Origin of the sequence: Rahnella sp. PCH160 (assembly GCF_047784855.1) — a bacterium.
GTDB lineage: Bacteria > Pseudomonadota > Gammaproteobacteria > Enterobacterales > Enterobacteriaceae > Rahnella.
The window spans coordinates 4,088,257-4,111,202 of the sequence record NZ_JBLOGT010000001.1 but is presented as its reverse complement, the minus strand read 5'-3'; the positions used below and the strand labels follow the sequence as shown (position 1 = coordinate 4,111,202).

Sequence of the window (22,946 nt, the reverse complement as noted above, 5' to 3'; positions counted from 1 at the left end):
CACATTTGAGAAATAATCTTAAAAAAATACAAACGGATGACGTCAGCGCGATTTGAAAATCAGAAAAACGGACAGGCGTAAGAATGTCATCAGATTGATTCAGCTTTTGGAAATATTCAGGGAGGATTAAAAACTGGAAGAGAGAACGTTGCTTTGGTGCGTCCGAGTGGACTCGAACCACCGACCCCCACCATGTCAAGGTGGTGCTCTAACCAACTGAGCTACGGACGCACAATGTGCAACGGTAAAGCATTTGAAGAATGGTGCGTCCGAGTGGACTCGAACCACCGACCCCCACCATGTCAAGGTGGTGCTCTAACCAACTGAGCTACGGACGCATCGTTTTCTTCTTTGTCAGCCAGTGCTGGCGACGGGGACGAATATTAACGACCTCTCTGGAGGCTGGCAAGGGAAAAAAGACATTTTCCTGTCATATTGTGCGTGATCGCCGAGCTAATGCGCATTGCGTTGTTTTTTTAGACATAACGGCGAGCCGGATGACGAAATTTTCCGCGCCTTGCAGTCAATTTGCAGCACGCGGAATGTCAAACTGAAGGATTTAAAATTCGTTCAGCGGCCAGCTTTTTGCAAAAGAGTAAAAGAGGGTTGTTTTTGCAGCCAGCGCATACGGAATGTCATCATCACTGCGGCAAAAGTCAGCCCAAGGATAAATCCGCACCAGAATCCACTTGGCCCCATTTGTGGCACCAGCAGATCCGTCAACCCGAGAACATAGCCCACCGGCAATCCCAGCACCCAATACGCGACAAACGTTATATAGAAGATAGAACGCGTATCTTTGTATCCACGTAGTACGCCACTGCCAATCACCTGAACTGCATCAGAAATCTGAAACAGCGCGGCGAATATCAGCAGGTGAGACGCCAGCGTCACCACTTCCACATTGTCATTATAAAGTGACGCAATGTGTTCACGGAAAATGATAGCGGTCAGGCTTGTACAACAGGCCATCAAAATGCCGGTCATAATGCTGGTGTAAGCCGCCACTTTGGCACCTTCAACCGACGATTCGCCTAAGCGTGAGCCCACACGTATTGTTGCCGCCACGCCCAGCGAAAGCGGAATAACAAACATCAGCGAGCCGACGTTAAGCGCAATCTGGTGGCTGGCGACGGCCACAATGCCTAACGGCGAAACCAGCAGGGCGACGATAGCAAACAGTGTGACTTCGAAGAAAAGCGCCAGCGCAATCGGCATCCCGAGCTGGATCAAACGCCGCAGCGTTGGCCAGTCAGGTTTTGCAAAGCGCGAAGGGGCGACGATATCACGCATCGTATAATTGCGGCGCACGTAAAACCGCATCATGAAGAACATGACCCAGTAAACCGTGCCTGTTGCGACGCCACAGCCCACACCGCCCAGTGCAGGTGCACCGAATTTCCCGTAGATGAAGATGTAGTTAACCGGGATATTCACCAGTAACCCGATAAACCCAAAAATCATGCCGGGTTTGGTTTTTGACAGCCCTTCACACTGGTCGCGTAGTACCTGAAAGTAAAGGTAGCCCGGCGCGCCCCACATAATCGCGTGCAAATACCCGACGGCTTTCTCTTTTAGCTCAGGATCGATATTGTGCATCAGGCCAATAAGATGGTCGCATTGATACAAGACGGCGATGATCAGCACAGAAACACCGGAAGCCAGCCAAAATCCCTGCTGTACCTGATGGCCAATTTTATCCCGGCGTCCGGCACCGTTCAGATGCGCGATGGTTGGCGTCAGAGATAGCAATAAGCCATGGCCGAATAAAATCGCAGGCAGCCAGATTGAGGTGCCGACGGCAACTGCAGCCATATCTGTCGCGCTGACAGAACCTGCCATAATGGTATCCACTACGCCCATGGAAGTCTGGGCGACTTGTGCAAGGATGACCGGAATCGCAAGCGCTAATAACACCCGCGCCTCTGCAAGGTACTTCTGCACTGATACACCTTTTTTGTTGATTATATTGAATAAAAAATGCCACGCGCGGCGGCATTAGAGAGTAGAAAATAGCCACAAGATTGTACATCTTCAATATTTTTAAGCAAACAATGCTGTTAATGGCCGGTTAAATAATGAAATCCGTCAATACGAGACTATTTTTGGCCGCAGGGATTTGGCTTTCAATTAATTCTGCGGCAAACTGACCGGAGCGTCGTCTTAATACAGCAGATTTAAACATTGAGGAAAAGGCTATGTTTACCGGAATAGTTCAGGGAACCGGAACGGTTGTGTCCATTGACGAAAAACCGAATTTCCGTACCCATGTCGTTCGCTTGCCTGAGGATATGCTTGATAACCTCCAGTTGGGGGCTTCTGTCGCGCACAACGGTTGTTGTCTAACGGTAACTGAAGTGAAGGGAGATTTAGTCAGTTTCGATCTGATGAAAGAAACCCTGCGCCTGACCAATCTGGGCGATCTTAACGTCGGTGATCAGGTTAATCTGGAACGTGCCGCCCGTTTTAATGACGAAATTGGCGGGCATTTAATGTCCGGGCATATTATTTGTACTGCCGAAGTGGCGAAGATTTTGACGTCAGAAAATAACCGTCAAATCTGGTTCCGTATGCCGCATGAAGATTTAATGAAATATGTATTACATAAAGGGTATATCGGGATTGATGGTATCAGCCTGACCATTGGCGAAGTCACCCGCACCCGTTTTTGTGTGCATTTAATTCCTGAGACCCTGCAAAGAACCACTTTAGGCACTAAGCGTCTTGGAGATAAAATTAATATTGAAATTGATCCGCAAACACAGGCCATCGTTGATACGGTAGAACGCGTACTGGCCAGTCGCGAAGCTGCAATCGCCACTGCGCAGGCCATGATTGAAAAGTCTGAATAATTATTTCAGCAGCGGATTTATAAATAGAACGAAAGGAAAAACCGGACATGTGCGTCCGGTTTTTTGCTATTAGGGTACGGCGAAACAATTGCGCGAATTAACGCGGAACGCGTATCCCGCCATCCACACCTTCAGGGCTGAAGACAACTTGCCAGAGCTGGATGTCACGTGCTCTGAAAGCACCCGCACAGGCATTCAGGTAGTACGTGAACATACGGTGGAAACGGTCGCCGTAACGTTCTGCCAGTTCAGGCCAGTATTTTTGGAAACGTTCATTCCAGGCCATCAGGGTACGATCATAATCTGCACCGATATTGTGCCAGTCTTCCATGACAAACAATGATTCACTGGTTTGTGCGATTTGCTGAACAGACGGCAGACAACCATTCGGGAAGATGTACTTATCAATCCAGGGGTCAACGCTAAGATCTGTTTTGTTAGAACCGATGGTGTGCAGCAGGAAAATACCGTCAGGTTTGATATTGCGTCTGGCGACATTAAAGTAGGTCTGATAATTTTTGGGACCCACATGTTCGAACATACCCACCGAAACCACGCGGTCGAACTGATCGTTAAGGTCACGGTAATCTTTCAACAAAATGGTGACGTCCAACCCTTCACAGCGTGTCTGTGCCAGTTTCTGTTGCTCGGCAGAAATCGTGACACCCACGACGCTGACGCCATAGTTGCGGGCTGCAAACTCTGATAAGCCGCCCCAGCCACAGCCGATATCGAGTAAACGCTGGCCCGGCTTCAGTTGCAGTTTGTCGCAGATCATCCTGAGTTTAGCTTCTTGGGCTTCTTCAAGCGTTGTAGCGTCTTTCCAGTAGCCGCAGGAATATTGCATATAAGGGTCGAGCATCAGGGTGAATAAATCATTACCTAAATCGTAATGTTCTTTCCCGACGATCCACGCCCGCTTGCGGGATTGCAGATTGGTGAGGCGTGCTGCGGCGATACGCAGAGTGTCTTTGAAATGGTGGGGGAGTTTACTTTCCAAACCTGCACGGAGAACACGTTGGAAAAATATATCAAGGCGCTCGCATTCCCACCAACCATCCATATAACTTTCACCCAGACCCAAAGAACCTTCCTGTAAAACACGCTTGAAAAAGTCAGTGTTTTTTACTTTAAGGTCGAAAGGGCGACTACCGTTAACCTGGATGTCTGCCATAGCCAGCATTTCACTGACTATCCGATACCACTGATTGTCCTGAATGCTTTGGTCTTCTATACACGATGAACTCATAGCTTCTCCATCACTTTCTCTTCTGACTTATTAACCTGCCGGGAAAAGCAAAGGCAATTTGTGCAGGTCTTTATGAGAACAGACGACTTGCGCCACGTCCGATATTCGACACCAACAGAGGAAATTTAGAAGAACACCCGCAAACAAATGGTATGCAGGAAAATCATCCTTGAAAAACGTACCGGAAAAATAGTGTGACGCGATCCTCACGCCGACGCTAAGTAACTAATAAAAGTATTGTAAAAATGCTATTTTATTGGGTTACGTTGAGTATAGGCTCGCTCGCAGCCATTCTCAATAGTTAATCGCTTTGAAAGTAAGTGTCCATTAAGTGATTGTAACATATGGTCATTATTACTATTAATTTGCGTGCCGTGCCTGCCGTTTTTGCTCGGATTCATCCTTCCCGGATTGCGCTTCTTCCTGACGCATTGACAACCAGCGGCCCAAAACAACCAACAATAGTGTAGACAGCATCGTGGTCACTGTCGCCATTAGCGGTTGCACAATAAATGCGGAAACCAGCAGACTCGCGAGGAAACACAGCCCCAACTGCAGGGTATTTTGCAACGCAGCAGCCTTACCTGTATTAGCAGGAAATGGCATTAATGCGTTTGCGACAACAATCGGATATATCGCGCCATTCACCAGAGCCATCAGGCAGAAAGGAATTAACAGACTTATCAGCCCCGCATCGGTAAATATCGCCACGCCGAACAGACTCGCCACACTGACGCCATAACCTGCCAGCAGCCACGGCAGAATCTTATTGCCATCCGTTTTACTGATCAGTACGCGACACCCGAAACCGCCGAGCAGGAAGGCAATGGTCTGAGGAACATAGCTCAGGCCAATTACGCCCGGTGAGTACCCCATGTCACTGAGAATAAAGGGAGAACCGGTCAGCCACGCAAAAAATCCAGCAGAGCATGCGGCATAAATCATCACGTTACCGCTGTAAACCCGCGAGGCGAGAAGTTGCGCAAAACCGGCTTTATCAGCAGGAGCATGAACCTCTGGAGCCTTTTCACGCAGAGTGAACGTCGTGATAAGCAATATCACTGCCACGACGGTTAGCAGGACAAAAATCGCTTCCCAGTCGAAATGGTTGAGAACCCATGCGCCCAGCAACGGTGCCAGTGCGGGGGAAAGCGCAACCAGCGGCATGATGCTGGCAAAGGTTTTTTTAGCGACATCGGCAGAAAAGCGATCCACTACCAGCGCCTGCCAGGTCACGGCGGCGGCACACACGCCCATCGCCTGCAGGAAACGCAGCGCCAGCAGGGCGCGGACATTCTCAACCCACAGTACGCCCAGGCAACCGACGGCAAACAATGCTAATCCGATCAGCAATACCGGTTTGCGGCCAATCCGGTCAGACAGCGGCCCCCACAGCAACTGGCCAATGGCAAAGCCGCCCAGGAAAATACTCAGGCTGGCGCTGATCATGCCCGGGCTGGTCATCAGGCCGGTTTGCATGGCGCTGAAAGCCGGGAGATACATATCGGTCGCTAAAAAGCCGAGCATACTCAGCCCGGCGAGATAGAGCATAAATCCTGGGGAGGGTTTCATTATTGTCTCTTTAATTTATGTATTGCAGATGATTTGACGCAGAATTCGTATCGGATGCGGAGTTTAACGCTTTGATAACAGCCTTGTGAAACGCTAATATTTGCATTCTGGTATCAAAAAAATTGAAGGCTAAGTGATGTGGTCAGAATACGCCCTTGACGTGGTAGATGCCGTCGCCCGAACCGGCAGTTTCAGCGCTGCCGCGCAAGACTTGCACCGGGTGCCTTCTGCCATCAGCTATACCGTGCGTCAGCTCGAACAATGGCTGGCCGTTCCACTCTTTGAGCGCAGACATCGCGACGTAGTACTGACGCCTGCAGGGAAAGTTTTTGTTGATGAAGCGCGGATTCTGACAAAAAAAATGATAGCTACCCGACGTCAGTGTCAGCAGGTCGCGAACGGCTGGCGCGGAGAATTGCGGGTGGCCGTCGACCGTATCGTTAAACCTGCCCGGACGCGGCGACTGGTGCTGGATTTCTACCGGCATTTCCCGGACACCGAGCTCATCATTCATTCGGAAGTCTTCAACGGTGTCTGGGACGCCCTGGTTGACGGGCGGGCAGATGTTGCTATTGGCGCGACGCGAGCGATCCCCGTCGGAGGACGTTTCAGTTTCCGCGATATGGGGTTTATGGACTGGCATTGCGTGGTCAGCGCACAGCATCCGCTTGCGCAAAACACGGGTGTATTGACTGACGAACAGCTGCGACCTTATCCGGCGCTTTGTCTGGAAGACACGTCACGGACATTGCCAAAGCGCGATACCTGGACGCTGGATAACCAGCGAAGGTTGGTGGTTCCCGACTGGACGTGCGCGCTGGAATGTCTGAACGAAGGTTTATGCGTAGGGATGATGCCGGTTCACCGGGTGACACCCTGGATTGAACAGCAGAAATTGCGGGTTCTGGCGCTGGAAAATACTTTCCCTGATAGCCCGTGTTGCCTGACGTGGGATCAAAGCAATCCGTCGCCTTCACTGGCGTGGCTGCTGGATTATATGGGGGATATGGAGACGATGAACCGGGAGTGGTTGCGCGATTGATGAAAAAAACGCCTGCATCGCAGGCGTTCATTGAAAATTAACGGCGGTAGTCGCGGAACGGGCCGTCGGCGACGGAACGGCGTTCAACCAGTTTCGGATGCACTTCAATAGTCTGCGATTCTTCGCGCTTACTGATAATTCTGTCCAGCAGCATGGTAAAGGCCATTTCACCCAGACGTTCTTTCGGCTGGTGAACCGTCGTCAGCGCAGGCGAGAAATAACGCGCATTACGCACGTTGTCATAACCAATCACGGAAATATCCTGCGGTACGCGCAGACCAAGCTCATCGGCAGCACAAATTGCGCCCATCGCCATCACGTCTCCGCCACAGAACACAGCCGTCGGGCGGTGTTTCTGCATCAGAATTTTGTGCATGGCCTGATACCCTGATTCCGGCTCAAAATCGCCCTGAACCACCCATTCTTCACGAAGAGGGATATTGGCTTCCGTCAGCGCTTTAACAAAACCCTGGAAGCGGCCGCCGCCGGTGTTTCGCGCCAGTTGCCCCGGAATGACGCCGATATCGCGATGACCGCGCTCAATCAGATAACGTCCGGCCATATAGCCGCCTTCGAACGCGTTATCGATGATACTGTCGGTGAAATTCTTACGCGCTTCGCCCCAGTCCATCACGACCATCGGGATGGAACGGTATTCTTCGAGCATATTCAGCAATTCGTCCGGATATTCCGCGCACATCACCAGTAAACCATCGACGCGTTTTTGCGCCAGCATTTGCAGGTAGGCCTGCTGTTTCTCCAGATTATTGTGTGAGTTACACAAAATCAGCGTATAGCCTTTTGAGAAACAGCTGTTTTCCACGGCCTCGATCACTTCGGCGAAGTAGGGCGCTTCGCTGGATGTTGCCAGCAGACCGATAGTTTTGGTGTTATTGACCTTCAGACTGCGTGCCACGGCGCTGGGAGAATAGTGCAACTCTTTGATTGCAAGGAGAACCGCGGCTCGGGTTTCTTCGGCGACGAAACGGGTTTTATTGATGACGTGCGACACGGTTGTGGTGGAAACGCCAGCGCGCTTTGCGACATCTTTAATCGTTGCCATGTAAAAAATGACTCCTGTGCTCACGTGTATCAGCACGTTAGCATTATGTTAATCGTTTGCTTGCGTGGATTTGACTGCTGACTTAGAAAAGGGCAGTGAAATCGTTGGGTGGATTCTTCAGGATGAGGCGTGAAATGCTCTCGGGTGAAATCGACCGGCACACAGGCGTGGTAACCGACAATTTTCACTTATAATGCAGGAAAGTGGAAGTAAAATTGTCATGAGCCTGTTGTTATTCAGCACAAGATTTTAAATGTGAATTATGAGAAAATGCGTTGGCACACATTTAGTGTGGCTAAATGAACGCCACAATTTGATCCGTAAGGGGGTTTGATGGACAGCAACCTGAAATTTTCTTTGATCACTACGATCTGCGCTTTGCTTATGATTATGGCTTTCAGCTTCACCGCAATCATGAATTGATCTGCGCGAAAGCCGCAATAAAAAAGGGCGATACCTATAACAGGAATCGCCCTTTTCAATTTTACGCAGTGGCCCTTTGCGCCGATACTCTTCCCTGCAGAAACTCTTCGTTAAATGCTATTCAATGGCTGATTAGCGAAACTTCAGACTTAACGAATTGTTTATTATCGGATCGTCTTAGGGGTCATTACCCGTCGTGCGCCAACATAATGGTCTTGCCAGTAATCTTCACCCAGTGAGGTGATTTTAATGTCTTCGCCGGTACGTGGTGACTGGATAAACTTCCCGTTTCCAACGTAAACACCAACATGGTCGGCGGCACCGCGGTTATTAATTCGGAAGAACACCAAATCGCCGGATTCTAATTCACCCCGTTTGACCGGAGCCGCATCGCGCAAGTGGTACATTTCATTGGCTGTGCGAGGCATTTTTATTCGGATCAGATCTTTGTAGGCGTAGTAAACCAGTCCGCTGCAATCAAAACCTGTATTCGGTGAGGTCCCGCCCCAGCGATAAGGTTTGCCGACCTGGTGCATCAGTTTTGTCATGGCAGTTTGCTGTGCGTGCTGATAACGTTTTTTGTGCGTTGCGCTGAGCGTTATCGGTTTACTGTCTTCTTCATGCAACTTCTTGCCTTTGCGGTGACGGCCATAGGCTTCTTTTTTGCTGACCTTTTTACTGCTGTTTTTAGCGAGAGAGCGGGTTTCCGTTTCTTTTTCTGCTTTCGCCCCGGCCCGCGTTGTCTTGAGTGTTTTTTCTTTTTTACTTTCTACTTTACTCTCGGCCCGCGTCGTTTTTACTGTTTTTTCTGAAGATGTCTTTCGCTTAACCAGTTCGGTGCTTTTGACTTTCTTCTTCGAAATTTTTTCCTGAGTTTTAGGTTCTGAAACCGGCGCGACTTTGGTTTTCTTACTGGTTTTCGCAGCCACGGTTTTTCGCTTTCGACGCTCTTCCGGTGCGACCTGGTTGACATGACTCTTTCGCTGATCGGCAGCGGCACGATTCTGTGGCGACGCATGGGCCATATTCAGAAACAGCTGGGTAAAGAGCAGCACAAAAAGCGTGAACAGTAAGCGCATAGCTTCGTTACCATGAGTGGTAGGGTTAAACATCAGGGATGTCAGAGTATTGCCTAAAAGAACCCGACAAAAAAGCACGAATTGCATCGATTCTAGATCATATTGTGAGAAAAAGTTAATAGCTTTTTTTATGTCGAAATAACCGCCATTTTTAGTCAAAAAAATAACCACTTTTCATGGTGTTAATATTTGAGTTAAAGAATGGAATTTAGCAGATCTGACATTATCGTGGAACGGCAAAAATGTTATTCTCGATGAATCTTTAATTATGTGAGCCTGAACGCAAGCGCCGAAAATTGTTTAGCTAAATGCCAGTATTGAGAAAGACCCCACAAAAATTGGCGTTTTTATCTGGTGCCTGCCATCGTTACAATAGAAGGCATTGTGATTGCGCACCGTCTCTGTGTGCTGCGCGTGAAGAGTAATGACCGTGACAGCCTGTACCGGCTTGAGGAAGCAAGAAATGACCACTCCAACGATTGAAAAAATTCAGAAGCAAGTTTCTGAAAACCCGATTCTGCTTTACATGAAAGGTTCTCCAAAACTGCCAAGCTGCGGTTTCTCTGCACAGGCCGTTCAGGCGCTGTCTGCGTGCGGCGAGCGTTTCGCATACGTTGATATCCTGCAGAACCCGGATATTCGTGCTGAGATGCCAAAATTTGCTAACTGGCCTACGTTCCCGCAGCTGTGGGTTGACGGTGAGCTGGTCGGCGGTTGTGACATCGTGGTTGAAATGTTCCAGCGCGGTGAACTGCAACAGCTAATCAAAGAAACGGCTGAGAAGTACAAATCTTCTGAAGAGTAATTCAGAGCGATTCAACGCTATTCACTGTTAACTGGCAGCCTCCCGTGGTTGTCAGTAAAAAAAGAGCGACATTATGTCGCTCTTTTTATTTGTTTTTTTGCTCAGAAAGCCGGAACAGTTTATCGCTGATTTTCTTCCGGTGTTTCTTCCGCTTCGTTTTCATCGGAAGAGATCGCCAGCGGCCATCCGCCAAGACGTTTCCAGCGATTCACCAGCTCACAGAACAGTTCTGCCGTGCGTTCAGTGTCGTAAAGCGCTGAGTGTGCCTGGCTGCTGTCAAACACGATACCGGCGCTGATACAGGCCTTTGCCAGCACCGTTTGCCCGAGAACCAGCCCGCTCAACGCGGCGGTGTCAAAGGTTGCAAACGGGTGGAACGGATTGCGTTTAAGCCCCGCGCGTTCGGCGGCGGCCATCAGGAAACTGTGGTCGAAATTGGCGTTGTGCGCCACGATAATCGCCCGGTTACAGTTCTGCTCTTTCATCCCTTTGCGGATAACTTTGAAAATCCCGTGCAGCGCTTCATATTCACTGACAGCACCGCGTAACGGGTTACTCGGGTCGATGCCGTTGAACGCCAGCGCTTCCGGCACCAGCACCGAACCTTCGAAAGGTTCGACGTGGAAATGTACGGTCTCGTCGCTTTGCAGCCAGCCGTCCTCATCCATTTTCAGCGTAATCGCGGCAATTTCCAGCAGCGCGTCCGTTTTGGCATTAAATCCGGCGGTTTCCACATCAATCACCACGGGATAAAAACCACGAAAACGACCTTTCAGGGCGTTAATGTCACTATTCTCGGCCATTAGTTTCTTATCTTCATCGAATTCAGCGCGCATTATGACAAATTTTGTCTCCCGTTGCAGGGGCACGGAGAAATTGCCAATAAAAAAGGGCGCGTCTGCGCCCCTGTCAGTGCTTAAGGCCTTTATTGTTCGGGATTAATTTCCCAGACCCTGACCGGCATGTTTGGATTCGATGAGCTCAATTTTATAGCCATCCGGATCTTCCACAAACGCGATGATGGTCGAGCCGCCTTTCACCGGACCCGCTTCACGCGTCACTTTGCCGCCTGCGTTACGAATGTCGTCGCAGGTTTGTGCCACGTTATCTACGCCCAGCGCAATGTGACCATACGCGGTTCCGATGTCGTAGCTGTCAACGCCCCAGTTGTAGGTCAGTTCGATCACTGCGCCTTCACTTTCATCGGTATAACCGACAAATGCCAGAGAATATTTATACTCAGTGTTTTCGCTGGTACGCAGCAGGCGCATGCCTAAAACGTCAGTGTAAAAACGGATTGAACGCTGCATATCGCCAACGCGAAGCATGGTATGGAGTAAGCGCATAATTTCCTCTTTATTTGCAGGATGATGATTTTTGGTTCAAGCCTAACTGATAGTGACCGTTTTGTCCTTAAAACGACAATCTGTTGCTGAATGATGAGCAAAAAAAGCGGCAACCGGAGGGCATCGGCTGCCGCAAATAAGACGTAAAAATTTATTATTGATTACAGAGTGGGGTAATCGGTATAGCCCTGAGCACCGCCGCCGTAGAAGGTTTCAGGTTTAGGTTCATTGAGCGGCGCGTGTGACTTCAGACGCTCAACCAGATCTGGGTTGGCAATATAGGTGCGGCCAAAGGCCACGGCGTCGATGTAACCTTTTTTGATCAGCTCTTCGCCTTTCTCCGCGGTATACGCGCCGGCACCGACAATCACGCCCTGATAATGCGCACGGATCACTTCACGGAATTCCGTGGTGTAAGGTTTGCCACCCGCCCAGTCAGGTTCTGAAATGTGCAGGTAGGCCAGTTTGCGTTTGTTCAGCTCATCCAGCAGATAGATTGCGGCTTCTTCCTGATCCTGACCGTTGTCCAGGCCGTTGAACGGGCCCATCGGCGAAATACGGATACCGACGCGGTCAGCGCCGATGGCGTCAATGGCGGCGTCTACCACTTCGAGCGTCAGGCGCGTGCGGTTTTGAATGCTGCCGCCGTAGTTGTCTTCACGCAGGTTAGAAGCCGGAGACATGAACTGGTGCAACAGATAGCCGTGAGCCGCGTGCAGTTCGATGTAATCGAAACCAGCTTCTGCCGAACAGGCTGCCGCGTGGCGGAAATCATTCACGATGCCGGGAATTTCACTCAGCTCAAGCGCGCGCGGCGTCGGGCAATCGACGCGAATTGCGTGGCCTTGCTCATCACGCAGACTGGTGCGCGTATTAGGATTGACCGCTGACGGCGCCACCGGTGTCTGGTTATCCGGCTGAACGCTGTTGTGTGAGATGCGGCCGGTGTGCCAGAGCTGCACGGCGATGTGACCGTTTTTCTGATGCACGCCAGCAACAATTTTTTTCCACGCTGCAACCTGTTCCGGTGTATGAAGGCCGGGTGCACCCGCATAACCTTTTGCCTGGAAGGAAACTTGCGTCGCTTCGGTGATGATCAGCCCGGAACTGTGACGCTGTGCGTAATATTCGCCCATCAGCGGCGTCGGGATATCGCCTGGCTCAATGCTGCGCAGACGCGTCAGAGGTGCCATAAATACGCGGTTGTGTAGCGTGTTTTTACCAACTACAAGAGGGGTGAAAAGCTGGGTCATTTTGAGTAACTCCGGGATTAATAGGTTGATCGGTATGACTTTAAGGAGCGAGCTCCCGGCATACGACCGTTTCTTCATCGCTCTTTCTATCGTATCCGGGGGGCTTCTGACTACGCGCAAGGTGCCTTTTCAAAAAAAACTTACCCTGCGTAGTATCACTGTACGGGCGAAAAAAGAGCCGGCGGGTGCCGGCTGAGGTGAGGGCAAACATCTGTTTTCTTGTTTACAGCGCGGGAAACAGTAGGGCTGTTTTCAGACAGTTCAAACAGCTATGCGTAAGTTATCAGCACCGTGTTGCAGTTATTTGAAAATAGAAACATCGGGTGATAAATCATCTTGCGGGATGGCGGAAAAACGTCTTGAATAAAAGTTCACCGTTATTAGCGGAGGGCGCGTGGCCCAGCAGCTTGAGTTTTTCGACATCCCCAGTCCGTGCCGTGGAATTTGTCAGGCCGATGAACGGGGTTATTGCCGTGGTTGTCTGCGCAGCCGGGACGAACGTTTTGGCTGGATAAAAATGACTGACACGGAAAAACGCCATGTGCTGCGCTTATGTCAGCAACGTTTAGCGCGCCTGCAACGTGCCGGAAAGCCGCCGGACGAACCGCTGCCGGAACAACCCGAACTGTTCTGATTATATTACGCAAATTGTCAGGGTCGTGATGGCGGTCTGCTTCTTTGCAATTCTTCCGCTTCGCATCAATACAGGGTCACAGACGTTGTGTATTCTGTCGCTTGAAAATACGAAAAACTTAAGGGAATCATAATGGAAGCACGCACCCCGATTTCGCCGCAAGGCCCGGTTTTCTCGAAACTGATTTGCGGTTACTGGCGTCTGATGGAATGGAACATGACGCCGCAGCAGGTTCTGACGTTTATGGAACAGCATATCGAACTGGGTATCACGACCGCCGATCATGCGGATATTTATGGCGATTATCAGTGTGAAGCGGCGTTTGGCGCGGCTCTGCGTCTGAAGCCGTCGTTGCGCGAAAAAATGCAACTGGTGAGCAAATGCGGTATCGCCACCAAAGCGGATCCTGACAACAAGATTGGTCATTACATTACCGATCATAAATACATCGTTCAGCGCGCCGAGAAATCCCTGAGCAATCTGCACACGGATTTTCTGGATTTACTGCTGATCCATCGTCCTGATCCGCTGATGGACGCCGATGAAGTGGCAGAAGCGTTCACGCAACTGCACAAAAGCGGCAAAGTGAAACATTTCGGTGTATCTAATTTCACGCCTGCACAGTTCAGCCTCTTGCAGTCGCGCCTGCCGTTTTCACTGGTGACCAATCAGGTGGAAATCTCACCGATTCATCAGCCTGCGATCCTGGATGGAACCTTAGATCTCTGCCAGCAATTACGCATCAAACCGATGGCGTGGTCCTGTCTGGGCGGCGGTCGTTTGTTCAGCGAGGCAGAATTCCAGCCGCTGCGTGATGAACTTCAGGCCGTGGCTGATGAAATTGGTGCGGACACCATTGAACAGGTGGTTTATGCGTGGGTGATGCGTCTGCCATCGCAGCCGCTGCCGATTATCGGTTCGGGTAAAATCGAACGTGTGGCTTCTGCTTTGAAATCTTTATCTCTTGAGATGACGCGTCAGCAGTGGTTCCGCATTCGCAAAGCTGCACTGGGTTACGACGTTCCGTAACCCGTTTTGCGTCTTAACGGTCAGGCGGGTTTTGTGGCAGTGAGCACAGGACTCGCCTGGCCGTCATCCGTTGAAATCGCCTGTTGCAGCTGTGACAGTGAGCAATATAAACGCCAGATGACTCCCGCCAGTTCACGCGCCGCCGGTTCAGGGTGATGCGCCAGTGATTCACTCATACGGAGTAATTCAACCAGCGTAGCATCCAGATTGGCATGGCTGACGCCGCGCTCGGTCATCACCCCTTTCAGACAATGAATACACACGTCACGCACCGCAGAAAGCGGATCCGAGCGCGTTTCCCATTCACGTAACTGCCAGACGATATGGCTGCAATTGAGCAACACCACGCCCCAGCGCAACAGCCAGGTCCGCGAGAGTTGATCCTTACTTTGGTTCAGCTGATTCATACGATGGTAAATCAGCGATTCAAACTGGAAATGACTCAGTGAAGGCTTACGGCTGAGCTGATCCATAAAGTCCCGGCGCAGTGCGCGAATAATACGGCGGCTTTTCCGTTTATCTGAACTCGGGCGTAAAACCTGGAACGCGATCCCCGCCAGCATGACGCCCGCAATTTTGGCGACGCCGTCATTCATAAACGATCCGTAATCGAAGTCCGGCGGGTTGGTGACAGCCAAAAACGAACCCATAAACACAATCATCTGGCCCCACAATCCGGCGTACCGTTTGTATTGCAGCTTCATCATCTGCATGGTCACCAGCATCGGCAGGAAGAATGCGCAGAATACCCAGAAATTATCGATCTGCACCATCAGACCAAATTTCAGCAGGAAACAGCCTATAAACAGCAAACCGAGCGATTTAATTAACAGCGTGATGCTGCCGATAGGTGATGCCGTCGAGGAATAAAGTACGCAACTGACGGCGGTCAGCGCCACGGCACCGGCACCGGAATCCCACTGTGTGGTCATCCAGAATGCACAGCCGATGACGATACACAGGAATGTCCGCAGGCCGTTATATGCGGCTTCAACAGTGTCAGTGTGCTGCGCGAGATGAGTGATTTTCGGCGGTTGCAGCGTTTCTGCTTCCGCCGCACTGGCGTTTTCTACCCGGCGTAACCAGCGTTCACTGCGCAGATACAACCAGCAAAAGTCACGCAGCCGCTTCCAGAATGCCTGATGGCGAAAATCTGCGGTGTCATGTGGCTGAATGTGCTGAAGGATTTTCGACAGCGTATATTTATCGGTGTCAGGTTTGCGGAGTTCATCGAGCAAAACCGACAGCACGGCGGCCAGATTCTCCGGCGGATTGGGCCAGTTCAGCAGCATTCGGCGGAGGCTGGAAATGTAGCTGGTCATCCGCAATTGCTGATGCAGCAAATAATTGAGCACGTTGTTCTGGCGGCGAAGACGGTAATGGCTCCACACAGCCTGGATACGCAGCAGATTCAGGGTCAGGATCTGCCCGATCAATCCTTCATGCGAAGTGCGGATCTGTTCAGTGATTTCGGCGCGCCACAGCAATTGCGCGTGCTCGAGCAACTGCGTGTGCATTTTGCGCAGGGAAGTGAGCAGGGCATCGCCGTCCGAGGTGCTCGGTAAAACCATCATCATGAACCCGCCGCACAGGATACCGGTGATCACTTCCCCGACGCGCGCCTGAGCGATATCAAAAATCTGCGTTGTGTCGGTTACATCGACCGTCGAAAACGCGATGATCGCCGCTGTGTAACCGGCAAGCGCGAACGCATATGAAACGTTATTTTGGTAGTGATTGGAAATATACGTACAAACGCCCAGCCAGGCGGCGATAGAGAACGTAAACAGCCACGGCTCGTTCAGGCAGTGTCCGGCGATAAATACCGCGCCCACCGCGCCCAGCAGGCTGCCAATAATACGCCCGATGCTTTTACTGATCACGCCGCCGACGGTGGGGAAACTCACGACCGCCGCCGACGTCAGCGCCCAGTAAGGCTCATCCATCTGGAATTCAAAGGCGATATACAGTGCCAGGATCATGGCGATGGAGTTGCGCAATGCATATCGCCATTGGCCGCCGGTCGCTTTGCCCCACGGCGTATTTTTCCACTCTAGCCAGGAAAGGTTCACGGCAGGGCCTTAATTACGGATTGAAATGGTGCAGGTTGTGCCTGCAACCAGAACGACATGTTCCGGGACATTTTCCAGTTTAATCCGCACCGGCACGCGTTGCGCAAGGCGAACCCACGGCACGTTGGGTTTTACGTTCATCAGGAGATCCGATGGAGTATCCAGACTCTGATCGTAAATGGCGCGACCAATACTTTCGACCCGTCCCTGAAGCGGAATATTCCCGTTAAATAAGGTGATGTCGGCCTGACTGCCCTCGCGGATATTTTTCAGTTTTGTCTCTTCAAAATAGCCGAGCACGTAGAACGAATGAATATCGACCAGACCGACCAGCGGCGTACCCGTGGTGGCGTAATTCCCTTTGCGGGTTTGAAGATTGGTTATATAACCGTCAGTCGGCGCGACAATATTGGTTTTACTCAGATTCCATTTTGCCTGTTCTAAAGACGCCTGCGCAGCCTGATATGCCGCCTGCATGGCTTTGGCGCTGATATTGGATTCATCCAGTGATTCAGCAGAAATAACGTTGGTGCCCAAACCCCGACGGCGCGCCGCCTCATGGTTGGCTTTGGCTAAGTCCGCCGCGGCTTTCGCCAGATCGGCCTCTGCATTATCGACAGCGATTTTAAACGGCACCGGATCCAGGCTGAACAGCGGATCGCCGCTTTTTATAAATTGATTATCATGGACGTTTATATCGATAATCCGCCCGGAAACTTCAGGTGTGATGTTCACAATTTCAGCGCGAACTTTGCCGTCACGCGTCCACGGTGATTGCATATAGTAATTCCACATCCACCAGCCGGCACATATTGCGACCGCTAAAACCAGCACGGTGGAGAAATATTTGAGTGTCTTAAATTTCATTTTTAGATGTTCACCATAAGCATCAATGCGGCACAAATAGAAATCACAAAAAGTGATAAATCCATCAGGGTGGGATGCCAGACTTCACCAGAATAAATCCAGTCACGCAGAACCCGGTGTATCAGCAGCCAGAATACCAGCCCCAGTAAAAATGCTTTGAACATCGGGGGAAAATAAAGTGAGGCACCCAGGACCAGATCCGGTAGGGGGAAGCCTGAGTGAAACATTTGCGCATTCACAATATTAATCTCTGCCAGTGATTGTGTTATAAACAAGTTTACCTTTGGGAGCAGACGGCCTGCTTCCGGACGCAATAGTACCTATCATTATATATAGAATTGTAATTTCTCGATTAAAGTTCCAAGAACTAAGCTAAACTCTGGGGAGTTATCTTAGCATGCTAATTATAAGGAGGGGATAATTGGAATCGAATCTGGGGTCAGATCTAGCACGATTAGTTCGTGCCTGGCGTGCGTTGATTGACGATCGGCTAAAACCATTGGAACTCACGCAAACACATTGGGTAACACTGCATAATATCAATATGTTACCTCCTGAACAGTCTCAAATTCAGCTGGCGAAAGCCATTGGGATTGAACAACCTTCTCTGGTTCGCACACTGGATCAGCTTGAAGAAAAGAAACTGATCACCCGTCAGACTTGTGCCAGCGATCGCCGTGCTAAACGCATCAAGCTGACTGAAGAAGCGGAACCGATCATCAGTGAAATGGAATCGGTGATTGATTCCACGCGCAAAGAAATTTTGTCCGGCATGTCACCTGCAGAAATTGAACAACTGGGCGGAATGCTCTCCCGGTTGGAAAAAAATATCGCTTCCCTGCAAAGCAAAACATAAGAATTGCGTTTTTTTGTCACACAGCGTTGTATTTGTTCTGCCGAAAAGCCGAACGCATAAAAAAACCGAAGCCATTGGCTTCGGTTTTTTGTTTTCAGGCTGAAAGGATCAGGCGCCCGGAGAGACAGTAATGGTGCTGCCGCTGCTGGCCATACTGACACGCTGGCCCACGCTGAATTTGGTCGGGCCTGCTTTCTGAACAACCTGAATTGTGGTGCCATCATCACGACGAATTTGCAGTTCTACACCGTTCGAACGGTTAAGTGAACTTTGCACGCCCTGACCCGCTACGCCACCGGCGACTGCACCTGCGGCGGTTGCCAGGCTGCGACCCGTACCGCCGCCGACTGTATTCCCCAGGAAACCACCGAGCACCGCACCGCCCAGAGCGCCGACGATGTTGGAATCATCCCCGCCCTGAATTTGAACTGCACGCGCGGAAACGATAGTCCCGTAGGTCACTTGTTGAATTTGCTTAGCCTGAGATGCGGAGTAAACATCGCCAGACAGAGAATTATCGTTGACGCAGCCAGCGAGGGTTGCACCGGCAAGGGCGACGACGAGTAAACGCTTAATCATAAAGAGCTCCTTTTTTATGCTACTGCACATCTTTCAGAGTAGCGACAGCAACAGAGAAAAAACAGTACACATTTCAACATCAGTGTCGAGGGTGTCTTAACACATATTCACTTCACTATCTTCAGTATACAGGAGAGGGACTCAACTAATAATAAACGCAGGTTTAAGTTTTAGACAGCCATCTGTTCAATCAAAATTCCTGCACTTAATGTTGTTGTTGATGGTTATTGCAGCGCACCTATTTTTAAAGAATAAAAATCGTAACAAGAAAAACACGGAGTCATCACACCGTGTAATAAAAAATCAGTAACTCGTGGCGTTGCTCTCTAAATACCGATTACTCTGTGGCTATTACATTGTCGGACACTTTTCCTGAGGAGTTGGGATGATATCTATGAAGTCAGGTCGCTATATCGGGGTCATGTCCGGCACAAGCCTTGATGGTGTTGACGTTGTGCTGGCCGCTATCGACGAACGCATGGTGGCGCAGCAGGCGAGCTATTCTCATCCTATTCCCCTGGTGTTAAAAAACGCCATTTTGGGTATGTGCCAGGGGCAGCAGGTCACGCTTGAACAGGTTGGCGAACTCGACACACAACTTGGGATTTTATTCGGTGAAGCCGTTTTGGGCCTGCTCAAAAGCGCTAATATCTCGGCGGACGACGTCACGGCCATCGGCTGCCACGGTCAGACCGTCTGGCATCAGCCTAAAGGTAACACCCCCTTTTCGATGCAGCTTGGGGACAACAACCGCATCGCGGCGATGACCGGCATTACCACCGTGGGGGATTTCCGTCGCCGCGATATGGCGTGGGGCGGGCAGGGCGCGCCGCTGGTTCCGGCGTTCCATCAGGCATTATTGTCTGACGCGGCAGAACGCAGAATGATCCTCAATATTGGCGGCATTGCGAATCTCTCGATGCTGCTGCCGGGGCAACCGGTGCGCGGGTATGACACCGGGCCTGGCAATATGCTGATGGATGCGTGGATCTGGCGTCATACCGGCGAGCCGTATGATAAAGGTGCGGAGTGGGCAGGTCAGGGACGGGTGAATTTGCGCCTGCTCCAGCAAATGCTCGCGGATCCGTATTTTGCGGAGCCAGCGCCGAAAAGCACCGGGCGCGAGTATTTCAATATGGCGTGGCTCGAAAAACAGCTTACGCGTTCACCTGACATTGCAGCAGTGGATGTTCAGACCACGCTGGCCGAACTGACGGCGGTAAGCATCGCCGAGCAGGTACAACTGGCGGGCGGTTGCGATCGCCTGATGGTGTGCGGCGGCGGAGCGCGTAATCCGTTGCTGATGGCGCGGCTTTCGGCGATGTTGCCGGGCACCGAAGTCTGTACCACGGATGCCTGTGGTATCAGTGGTGATGATATGGAAGCGCTGGCGTTTGCGTGGCTGGCATTCAGAACGTTATCCGGCCAGCCGGGGAATCTGCCGTCCGTGACCGGAGCCAGCCGCGAAACCGTCCTCGGCGCGATATATCCGGTGGTTTCAAGCCGTCCCTGATGCGTTCTCGGTTTTATCTCAATGTGCTGCGCCCTCTGGCGTGGTACATAACGGAGGTAAACCAGAACCTACAGGGAGCACCACATGAAAAAGGCGATTATCGCGTCGTTAGCCGGATTAACGCTGGCAGGATGCAGCCAGTTTAGTCATCAGGCTGAAAGCCCGACGGAAGAGTTACATTATCAGTGCGGCACCCTGCCGCTGACCGTCACGCTGGATAAACCGGCACAGCAGGTGAGCATGGTGCTTGATGGCGAACAGCTGAAACTGAAACAGGTCGAAGCTGCCTCCGGAACCCGTTACAGCGACGGCCGTTACACCTTCTGGTCAAAAGGCAATCAGGCCTTTGTCCAGCGCGGGGATAACGTCATTATCGACGATTGCGTCCAGAAATAATCACCCCGTCATATACCCGGATTATACAGGGGTGAAGTGAGCCTTTCCGCTTTCCAAAACCCTGCGTCAGGAACGTTGAGATCCTGACGCGTCGGGTGCACAATGCGTTTTACCTTCCTCACAGACGCATTTGAATCCATATGGCTGATAACAAAGAATTTGATATTGCAGACTCGCGCCGTGAATACACGCGTGGCGGGCTGCGTCGCGCTGATTTAACTCCCGAACCGCTTCCTTTGTTTGAGCACTGGCTGAAACAGGCCTGCGATGCGCGCCTTGCGGATCCGACGGCAATGGTTGTGGCGACCGTTGATGAACGCGGGCAACCGTTCCAGCGTATCGTTCTGTTAAAGCACTATGATGAAAAAGGACTGGTGTTCTACACCAATCTGGGCAGCCGTAAAGCGCAGCAGCTGGCGAACAATTCACGCATCAGCCTGCTGTTCCCGTGGCATATGCTCGACCGGCAGGTCATCGTCCTCGGCCAGGCAGAGCGCCTCTCGACGCTGGAAGTGATGAAGTACTTCACCAGCCGCCCGAAAGACAGCCAGATCGGTGCGTGGGTTTCGCAGCAGTCGAGCCGTATTTCGGCGCGCGGCGTGCTGGAAAGTAAATTCCTCGAACTCAAACAAAAATTCAGCAACGGCGAAGTGCCGCTTCCCAGCTTCTGGGGCGGTTTCCGCGTGAAAGTGGATTCGATGGAATTCTGGCAGGGCGGTGAACATCGTCTGCACGACCGGTTTATCTATCAGCGTGATGAAGCAGAAACAGAAACTGGCTGGAAAATAGACCGCCTCGCACCCTAACCACGAAAAAAAACGCGATTCCCTAGCGCTCGGACGACGAGCGCTTTATTCTATGTCGTTCCCCGTAAAGGTGAGAGAAAGGCACATGCGCGGCATGATGTCAGACATGAATCTGCACACATTCAGTACATAATTTCCAGTACATACAAACGGAGTCTTTGATGGCGAGCAGCAACCTGATTAAACAATTGCAAGAGCGGGGCCTCGTTGCCCAGGTAACGGATGAAGACGCGTTAGCTGAGCAACTGGCGCAAGGGCCAATTGCACTCTATTGCGGTTTCGATCCTACCGCAGACAGCTTGCATTTGGGTCATCTGGTGCCATTGCTGTGCCTGAAACGCTTCCAGCTGAACGGCCACAAACCTGTTGCGCTGGTCGGCGGTGCGACCGGCCTGATCGGTGATCCGAGCTTTAAAGCCACTGAACGTAAACTGAATACCAACGAAACGGTCAACGAGTGGGTTGAGAAAATCCGCCAGCAGGTTTCTCCGTTCCTGGATTTCAACTGTGGCGAAAACAGCGCCATTACCGCGAACAACTACGACTGGTTTGGCGGCATGAACGTGCTGACTTTCCTGCGTGATATCGGTAAACACTTCTCCGTTAATCAGATGATCAACAAAGAAGCGGTAAAACAGCGTCTGAACCGTGATGACAGCGGTATCTCCTTCACCGAATTCTCTTACAACCTGCTGCAGGGTTACGATTTCTCCGAGCTGTATAACCGCCATCAGGTGGTCTTGCAGATTGGCGGTTCTGACCAGTGGGGCAACATTACGTCCGGTATCGATTTAACCCGCCGTATCCACCAGAAACAGGTCTTTGGCCTGACTGTTCCGTTGATCACTAAAGCTGACGGCACGAAATTCGGTAAAACCGAAGGCGGCGCTGTCTGGCTGGATCCGAAGAAAACCAGCCCGTACAAATTCTACCAGTTCTGGATCAACACAGCGGATGCCGACGTTTACCGCTTCCTTAAATTCTTCACCTTTATGAGCATTGAAGATATCAATGCGCTGGAAGAAGAAGATAAAAACAGCGGTAAAGCACCGCGCGCGCAATACGTTCTGGCCGAAGAAGTGACCAGCATGGTGCATGGCGCAGACGGTCTGGCTGCCGCAAAACGCATCACGCAGAGCCTGTTCTCCGGTTCCCTGAGCGAAATGACCGAAGTCGATTTCGGCCAGCTGGCGCAGGACGGTCTGGAGCTGTTTGAAGTGCCGCGTGATACCGACCTGCAACAGGCGCTGGTGATCGCCGGTATGGCCCCGTCTAAAGGTCAGGCGCGTACCATGATTTCGTCAAACGCCGTGTCCGTTAACGGTGAAAAGCAGACTGACACCGAGTACAGTTTCACTGACGGTGACCGCCTGTTCGGACGTTACACCCTGCTGCGTCGCGGTAAAAAGAACTATACCCTGTTGCTCTGGGCATAAGTTTTAAGACCGGTATGACGGGGAGCGGAAATGCTCCCCGTTTTGACCTGTGATCTCAGCTATTCCGCCATCCA

The 22,946-nt window shown here is 51.2% G+C and carries 23 protein-coding genes and 2 tRNA genes; 11 read left to right on the top strand and 14 right to left on the bottom strand.

Annotated elements, in window-relative coordinates; all coding sequences use genetic code 11:
• Window positions 1–154 precede the first annotated feature (154 nt).
• The 3 genes from ACM5QY_RS19105 to ACM5QY_RS19095 all read right to left on the bottom strand — a co-directional run bounded on the left by ACM5QY_RS19105 (window position 155) and on the right by ACM5QY_RS19095 (window position 1,944).
• A tRNA-Val gene (locus ACM5QY_RS19105) sits at window positions 155–231 on the bottom strand.
• Between the two features lie 30 nt (window positions 232–261).
• A tRNA-Val gene (locus ACM5QY_RS19100) sits at window positions 262–338 on the bottom strand.
• Between the two features lie 232 nt (window positions 339–570).
• The gene (locus tag ACM5QY_RS19095; protein ID WP_416122239.1) at window positions 571–1,944 is read right to left on the bottom strand and encodes an MATE family efflux transporter; all 1,374 of its coding nucleotides are present in this window, start codon (window positions 1,942–1,944) and stop codon (window positions 571–573) included.
• 254 nt (window positions 1,945–2,198) lie between these two features.
• Here ACM5QY_RS19095 and ACM5QY_RS19090 point away from each other — a divergent pair, with 254 nt between their 5' ends.
• Entirely contained in the window at window positions 2,199–2,852 is a 654-nt protein-coding gene (locus tag ACM5QY_RS19090) for a riboflavin synthase subunit alpha (RefSeq protein WP_416122238.1), read from the top strand.
• Between the two features lie 97 nt (window positions 2,853–2,949).
• Here ACM5QY_RS19090 and cfa read toward each other — a convergent pair whose 3' ends face one another.
• Together cfa and punC are read right to left on the bottom strand one after the other, a co-directional pair.
• On the bottom strand, window positions 2,950–4,101 hold the full coding sequence (gene cfa, locus ACM5QY_RS19085) for a cyclopropane fatty acyl phospholipid synthase (RefSeq protein ID WP_416122237.1): 1,152 nt from the start codon (window positions 4,099–4,101) through the stop codon (window positions 2,950–2,952).
• Between the two features lie 360 nt (window positions 4,102–4,461).
• Complete coding sequence (punC, locus tag ACM5QY_RS19080; protein WP_416122236.1) at window positions 4,462–5,673, bottom strand: purine nucleoside transporter PunC; 1,212 nt, start codon at window positions 5,671–5,673, stop codon at window positions 4,462–4,464.
• 136 nt (window positions 5,674–5,809) lie between these two features.
• Between punC and punR the strand changes: the two genes are divergently transcribed.
• Window positions 5,810–6,715 carry a DNA-binding transcriptional activator PunR gene (gene punR / locus ACM5QY_RS19075; RefSeq protein ID WP_416122235.1) on the top strand — a complete coding sequence of 302 codons (906 nt, stop codon included), beginning with the start codon at window positions 5,810–5,812 and terminating at the stop codon, window positions 6,713–6,715.
• A gap of 37 nt (window positions 6,716–6,752) precedes the next feature.
• Here punR and purR read toward each other — a convergent pair whose 3' ends face one another.
• Window positions 6,753–7,778: an HTH-type transcriptional repressor PurR gene (gene purR / locus ACM5QY_RS19070; RefSeq protein WP_416122234.1), complete on the bottom strand. Its 1,026-nt coding sequence runs from the start codon at window positions 7,776–7,778 to the stop codon at window positions 6,753–6,755.
• A gap of 333 nt (window positions 7,779–8,111) precedes the next feature.
• Between purR and cydH the strand changes: the two genes are divergently transcribed.
• Window positions 8,112–8,201 (top strand): cytochrome bd-I oxidase subunit CydH, encoded by a 90-nt coding sequence (cydH, locus tag ACM5QY_RS19065; protein WP_101077060.1) that lies wholly within the window; start codon window positions 8,112–8,114, stop codon window positions 8,199–8,201.
• Window positions 8,202–8,365: 164 nt separating this feature from the next.
• Here the strand turns inward: cydH and ACM5QY_RS19060 are convergent, their stop codons facing one another.
• Window positions 8,366–9,280, bottom strand: a complete 915-nt coding sequence (locus ACM5QY_RS19060) for an NlpC/P60 family protein (protein WP_416122932.1) — start codon at window positions 9,278–9,280, stop codon at window positions 8,366–8,368.
• Window positions 9,281–9,743: 463 nt separating this feature from the next.
• On the opposite strand from ACM5QY_RS19060, the gene ACM5QY_RS19055 reads away from it, so the two are divergent.
• Window positions 9,744–10,085: a Grx4 family monothiol glutaredoxin gene (locus tag ACM5QY_RS19055; RefSeq protein ID WP_015697793.1), complete on the top strand. Its 342-nt coding sequence runs from the start codon at window positions 9,744–9,746 to the stop codon at window positions 10,083–10,085.
• 119 nt (window positions 10,086–10,204) lie between these two features.
• Here ACM5QY_RS19055 and rnt read toward each other — a convergent pair whose 3' ends face one another.
• The 3 genes from rnt to nemA all read right to left on the bottom strand — a co-directional run bounded on the left by rnt (window position 10,205) and on the right by nemA (window position 12,684).
• Entirely contained in the window at window positions 10,205–10,921 is a 717-nt protein-coding gene (rnt, locus tag ACM5QY_RS19050; protein ID WP_416122233.1) for a ribonuclease T, read from the bottom strand.
• 102 nt (window positions 10,922–11,023) lie between these two features.
• On the bottom strand, window positions 11,024–11,431 hold the full coding sequence (gene gloA / locus ACM5QY_RS19045) for a lactoylglutathione lyase (RefSeq protein WP_416122232.1): 408 nt from the start codon (window positions 11,429–11,431) through the stop codon (window positions 11,024–11,026).
• A 161-nt stretch (window positions 11,432–11,592) separates the two neighbouring features.
• Window positions 11,593–12,684: an alkene reductase gene (nemA, locus tag ACM5QY_RS19040; RefSeq protein ID WP_416122231.1), complete on the bottom strand. Its 1,092-nt coding sequence runs from the start codon at window positions 12,682–12,684 to the stop codon at window positions 11,593–11,595.
• 394 nt (window positions 12,685–13,078) lie between these two features.
• On the opposite strand from nemA, the gene ACM5QY_RS19035 reads away from it, so the two are divergent.
• The gene (locus tag ACM5QY_RS19035; protein WP_416122230.1) at window positions 13,079–13,318 is read left to right on the top strand and encodes a DUF1289 domain-containing protein; all 240 of its coding nucleotides are present in this window, start codon (window positions 13,079–13,081) and stop codon (window positions 13,316–13,318) included.
• A gap of 132 nt (window positions 13,319–13,450) precedes the next feature.
• Window positions 13,451–14,347, top strand: coding sequence for an aldo/keto reductase (locus ACM5QY_RS19030; RefSeq protein ID WP_416122229.1), 897 nt, complete (start codon window positions 13,451–13,453; stop codon window positions 14,345–14,347).
• Window positions 14,348–14,367: 20 nt separating this feature from the next.
• On the opposite strand, the gene ACM5QY_RS19025 is transcribed toward ACM5QY_RS19030, so the two are convergent.
• From ACM5QY_RS19025 to ACM5QY_RS19015, 3 genes are read right to left on the bottom strand one after another with little or no spacing between them, the layout of a single operon-like run.
• Window positions 14,368–16,419: an FUSC family protein gene (locus ACM5QY_RS19025; protein ID WP_416122228.1), complete on the bottom strand. Its 2,052-nt coding sequence runs from the start codon at window positions 16,417–16,419 to the stop codon at window positions 14,368–14,370.
• Between the two features lie 9 nt (window positions 16,420–16,428).
• Window positions 16,429–17,286, bottom strand: a complete 858-nt coding sequence (locus ACM5QY_RS19020; protein WP_416122227.1) for an efflux RND transporter periplasmic adaptor subunit — start codon at window positions 17,284–17,286, stop codon at window positions 16,429–16,431.
• A gap of 2 nt (window positions 17,287–17,288) precedes the next feature.
• A complete protein-coding gene (locus tag ACM5QY_RS19015; RefSeq protein ID WP_152326335.1) occupies window positions 17,289–17,513 on the bottom strand; it encodes a DUF1656 domain-containing protein in 225 nt (74 codons plus the stop codon).
• A gap of 194 nt (window positions 17,514–17,707) precedes the next feature.
• Here ACM5QY_RS19015 and slyA point away from each other — a divergent pair, with 194 nt between their 5' ends.
• On the top strand, window positions 17,708–18,142 hold the full coding sequence (gene slyA, locus ACM5QY_RS19010; RefSeq protein WP_416122226.1) for a transcriptional regulator SlyA: 435 nt from the start codon (window positions 17,708–17,710) through the stop codon (window positions 18,140–18,142).
• 108 nt (window positions 18,143–18,250) lie between these two features.
• Here slyA and ACM5QY_RS19005 read toward each other — a convergent pair whose 3' ends face one another.
• Window positions 18,251–18,721, bottom strand: coding sequence for an outer membrane lipoprotein (locus ACM5QY_RS19005; protein ID WP_410150358.1), 471 nt, complete (start codon window positions 18,719–18,721; stop codon window positions 18,251–18,253).
• 394 nt (window positions 18,722–19,115) lie between these two features.
• Here ACM5QY_RS19005 and anmK point away from each other — a divergent pair, with 394 nt between their 5' ends.
• The 4 genes from anmK (at window position 19,116) to tyrS (ending at window position 22,872) form a co-directional block, all read left to right on the top strand.
• A complete protein-coding gene (anmK, locus tag ACM5QY_RS19000) occupies window positions 19,116–20,234 on the top strand; it encodes an anhydro-N-acetylmuramic acid kinase (RefSeq protein WP_416122931.1) in 1,119 nt (372 codons plus the stop codon).
• A gap of 84 nt (window positions 20,235–20,318) precedes the next feature.
• Complete coding sequence (locus ACM5QY_RS18995; RefSeq protein ID WP_152325736.1) at window positions 20,319–20,630, top strand: MliC family protein; 312 nt, start codon at window positions 20,319–20,321, stop codon at window positions 20,628–20,630.
• A gap of 140 nt (window positions 20,631–20,770) precedes the next feature.
• Entirely contained in the window at window positions 20,771–21,436 is a 666-nt protein-coding gene (pdxH, locus tag ACM5QY_RS18990; RefSeq protein ID WP_152325737.1) for a pyridoxamine 5'-phosphate oxidase, read from the top strand.
• Window positions 21,437–21,597: 161 nt separating this feature from the next.
• Window positions 21,598–22,872, top strand: coding sequence for a tyrosine--tRNA ligase (tyrS, locus tag ACM5QY_RS18985; protein WP_416122225.1), 1,275 nt, complete (start codon window positions 21,598–21,600; stop codon window positions 22,870–22,872).
• Window positions 22,873–22,946 lie beyond the last annotated feature (74 nt).

Bases quoted from the DNA above. Each gene is read 5' to 3' on its own strand.
- ACM5QY_RS19030 (WP_416122229.1), top strand. From the start codon at position 13,451: ATGGAAGCACGCACCCCGATTTCGCCGCAAGGCCCGGTTTTCTCGAAA.
- ACM5QY_RS19060 (WP_416122932.1), bottom strand. From the start codon at position 9,280: ATGCGCTTACTGTTCACGCTTTTTGTGCTGCTCTTTACCCAGCTGTTT.
- ACM5QY_RS19090 (WP_416122238.1), top strand. From the start codon at position 2,199: ATGTTTACCGGAATAGTTCAGGGAACCGGAACGGTTGTGTCCATTGAC.
- nemA (WP_416122231.1), bottom strand. From the start codon at position 12,684: ATGACCCAGCTTTTCACCCCTCTTGTAGTTGGTAAAAACACGCTACAC.
- tyrS (WP_416122225.1), top strand. From the start codon at position 21,598: ATGGCGAGCAGCAACCTGATTAAACAATTGCAAGAGCGGGGCCTCGTT.
- ACM5QY_RS19005 (WP_410150358.1), bottom strand. From the start codon at position 18,721: ATGATTAAGCGTTTACTCGTCGTCGCCCTTGCCGGTGCAACCCTCGCT.
- cfa (WP_416122237.1), bottom strand. From the start codon at position 4,101: ATGAGTTCATCGTGTATAGAAGACCAAAGCATTCAGGACAATCAGTGG.
- punR (WP_416122235.1), top strand. From the start codon at position 5,810: ATGTGGTCAGAATACGCCCTTGACGTGGTAGATGCCGTCGCCCGAACC.
- anmK (WP_416122931.1), top strand. From the start codon at position 19,116: ATGAAGTCAGGTCGCTATATCGGGGTCATGTCCGGCACAAGCCTTGAT.
- cydH (WP_101077060.1), top strand. From the start codon at position 8,112: ATGGACAGCAACCTGAAATTTTCTTTGATCACTACGATCTGCGCTTTG.
- purR (WP_416122234.1), bottom strand. From the start codon at position 7,778: ATGGCAACGATTAAAGATGTCGCAAAGCGCGCTGGCGTTTCCACCACA.
- ACM5QY_RS19020 (WP_416122227.1), bottom strand. From the start codon at position 17,286: ATGAAATTTAAGACACTCAAATATTTCTCCACCGTGCTGGTTTTAGCG.
- ACM5QY_RS18995 (WP_152325736.1), top strand. From the start codon at position 20,319: ATGAAAAAGGCGATTATCGCGTCGTTAGCCGGATTAACGCTGGCAGGA.
- ACM5QY_RS19015 (WP_152326335.1), bottom strand. From the start codon at position 17,513: ATGTTTCACTCAGGCTTCCCCCTACCGGATCTGGTCCTGGGTGCCTCA.
- rnt (WP_416122233.1), bottom strand. From the start codon at position 10,921: ATGCGCGCTGAATTCGATGAAGATAAGAAACTAATGGCCGAGAATAGT.
- gloA (WP_416122232.1), bottom strand. From the start codon at position 11,431: ATGCGCTTACTCCATACCATGCTTCGCGTTGGCGATATGCAGCGTTCA.
- ACM5QY_RS19055 (WP_015697793.1), top strand. From the start codon at position 9,744: ATGACCACTCCAACGATTGAAAAAATTCAGAAGCAAGTTTCTGAAAAC.
- pdxH (WP_152325737.1), top strand. From the start codon at position 20,771: ATGGCTGATAACAAAGAATTTGATATTGCAGACTCGCGCCGTGAATAC.
- punC (WP_416122236.1), bottom strand. From the start codon at position 5,673: ATGAAACCCTCCCCAGGATTTATGCTCTATCTCGCCGGGCTGAGTATG.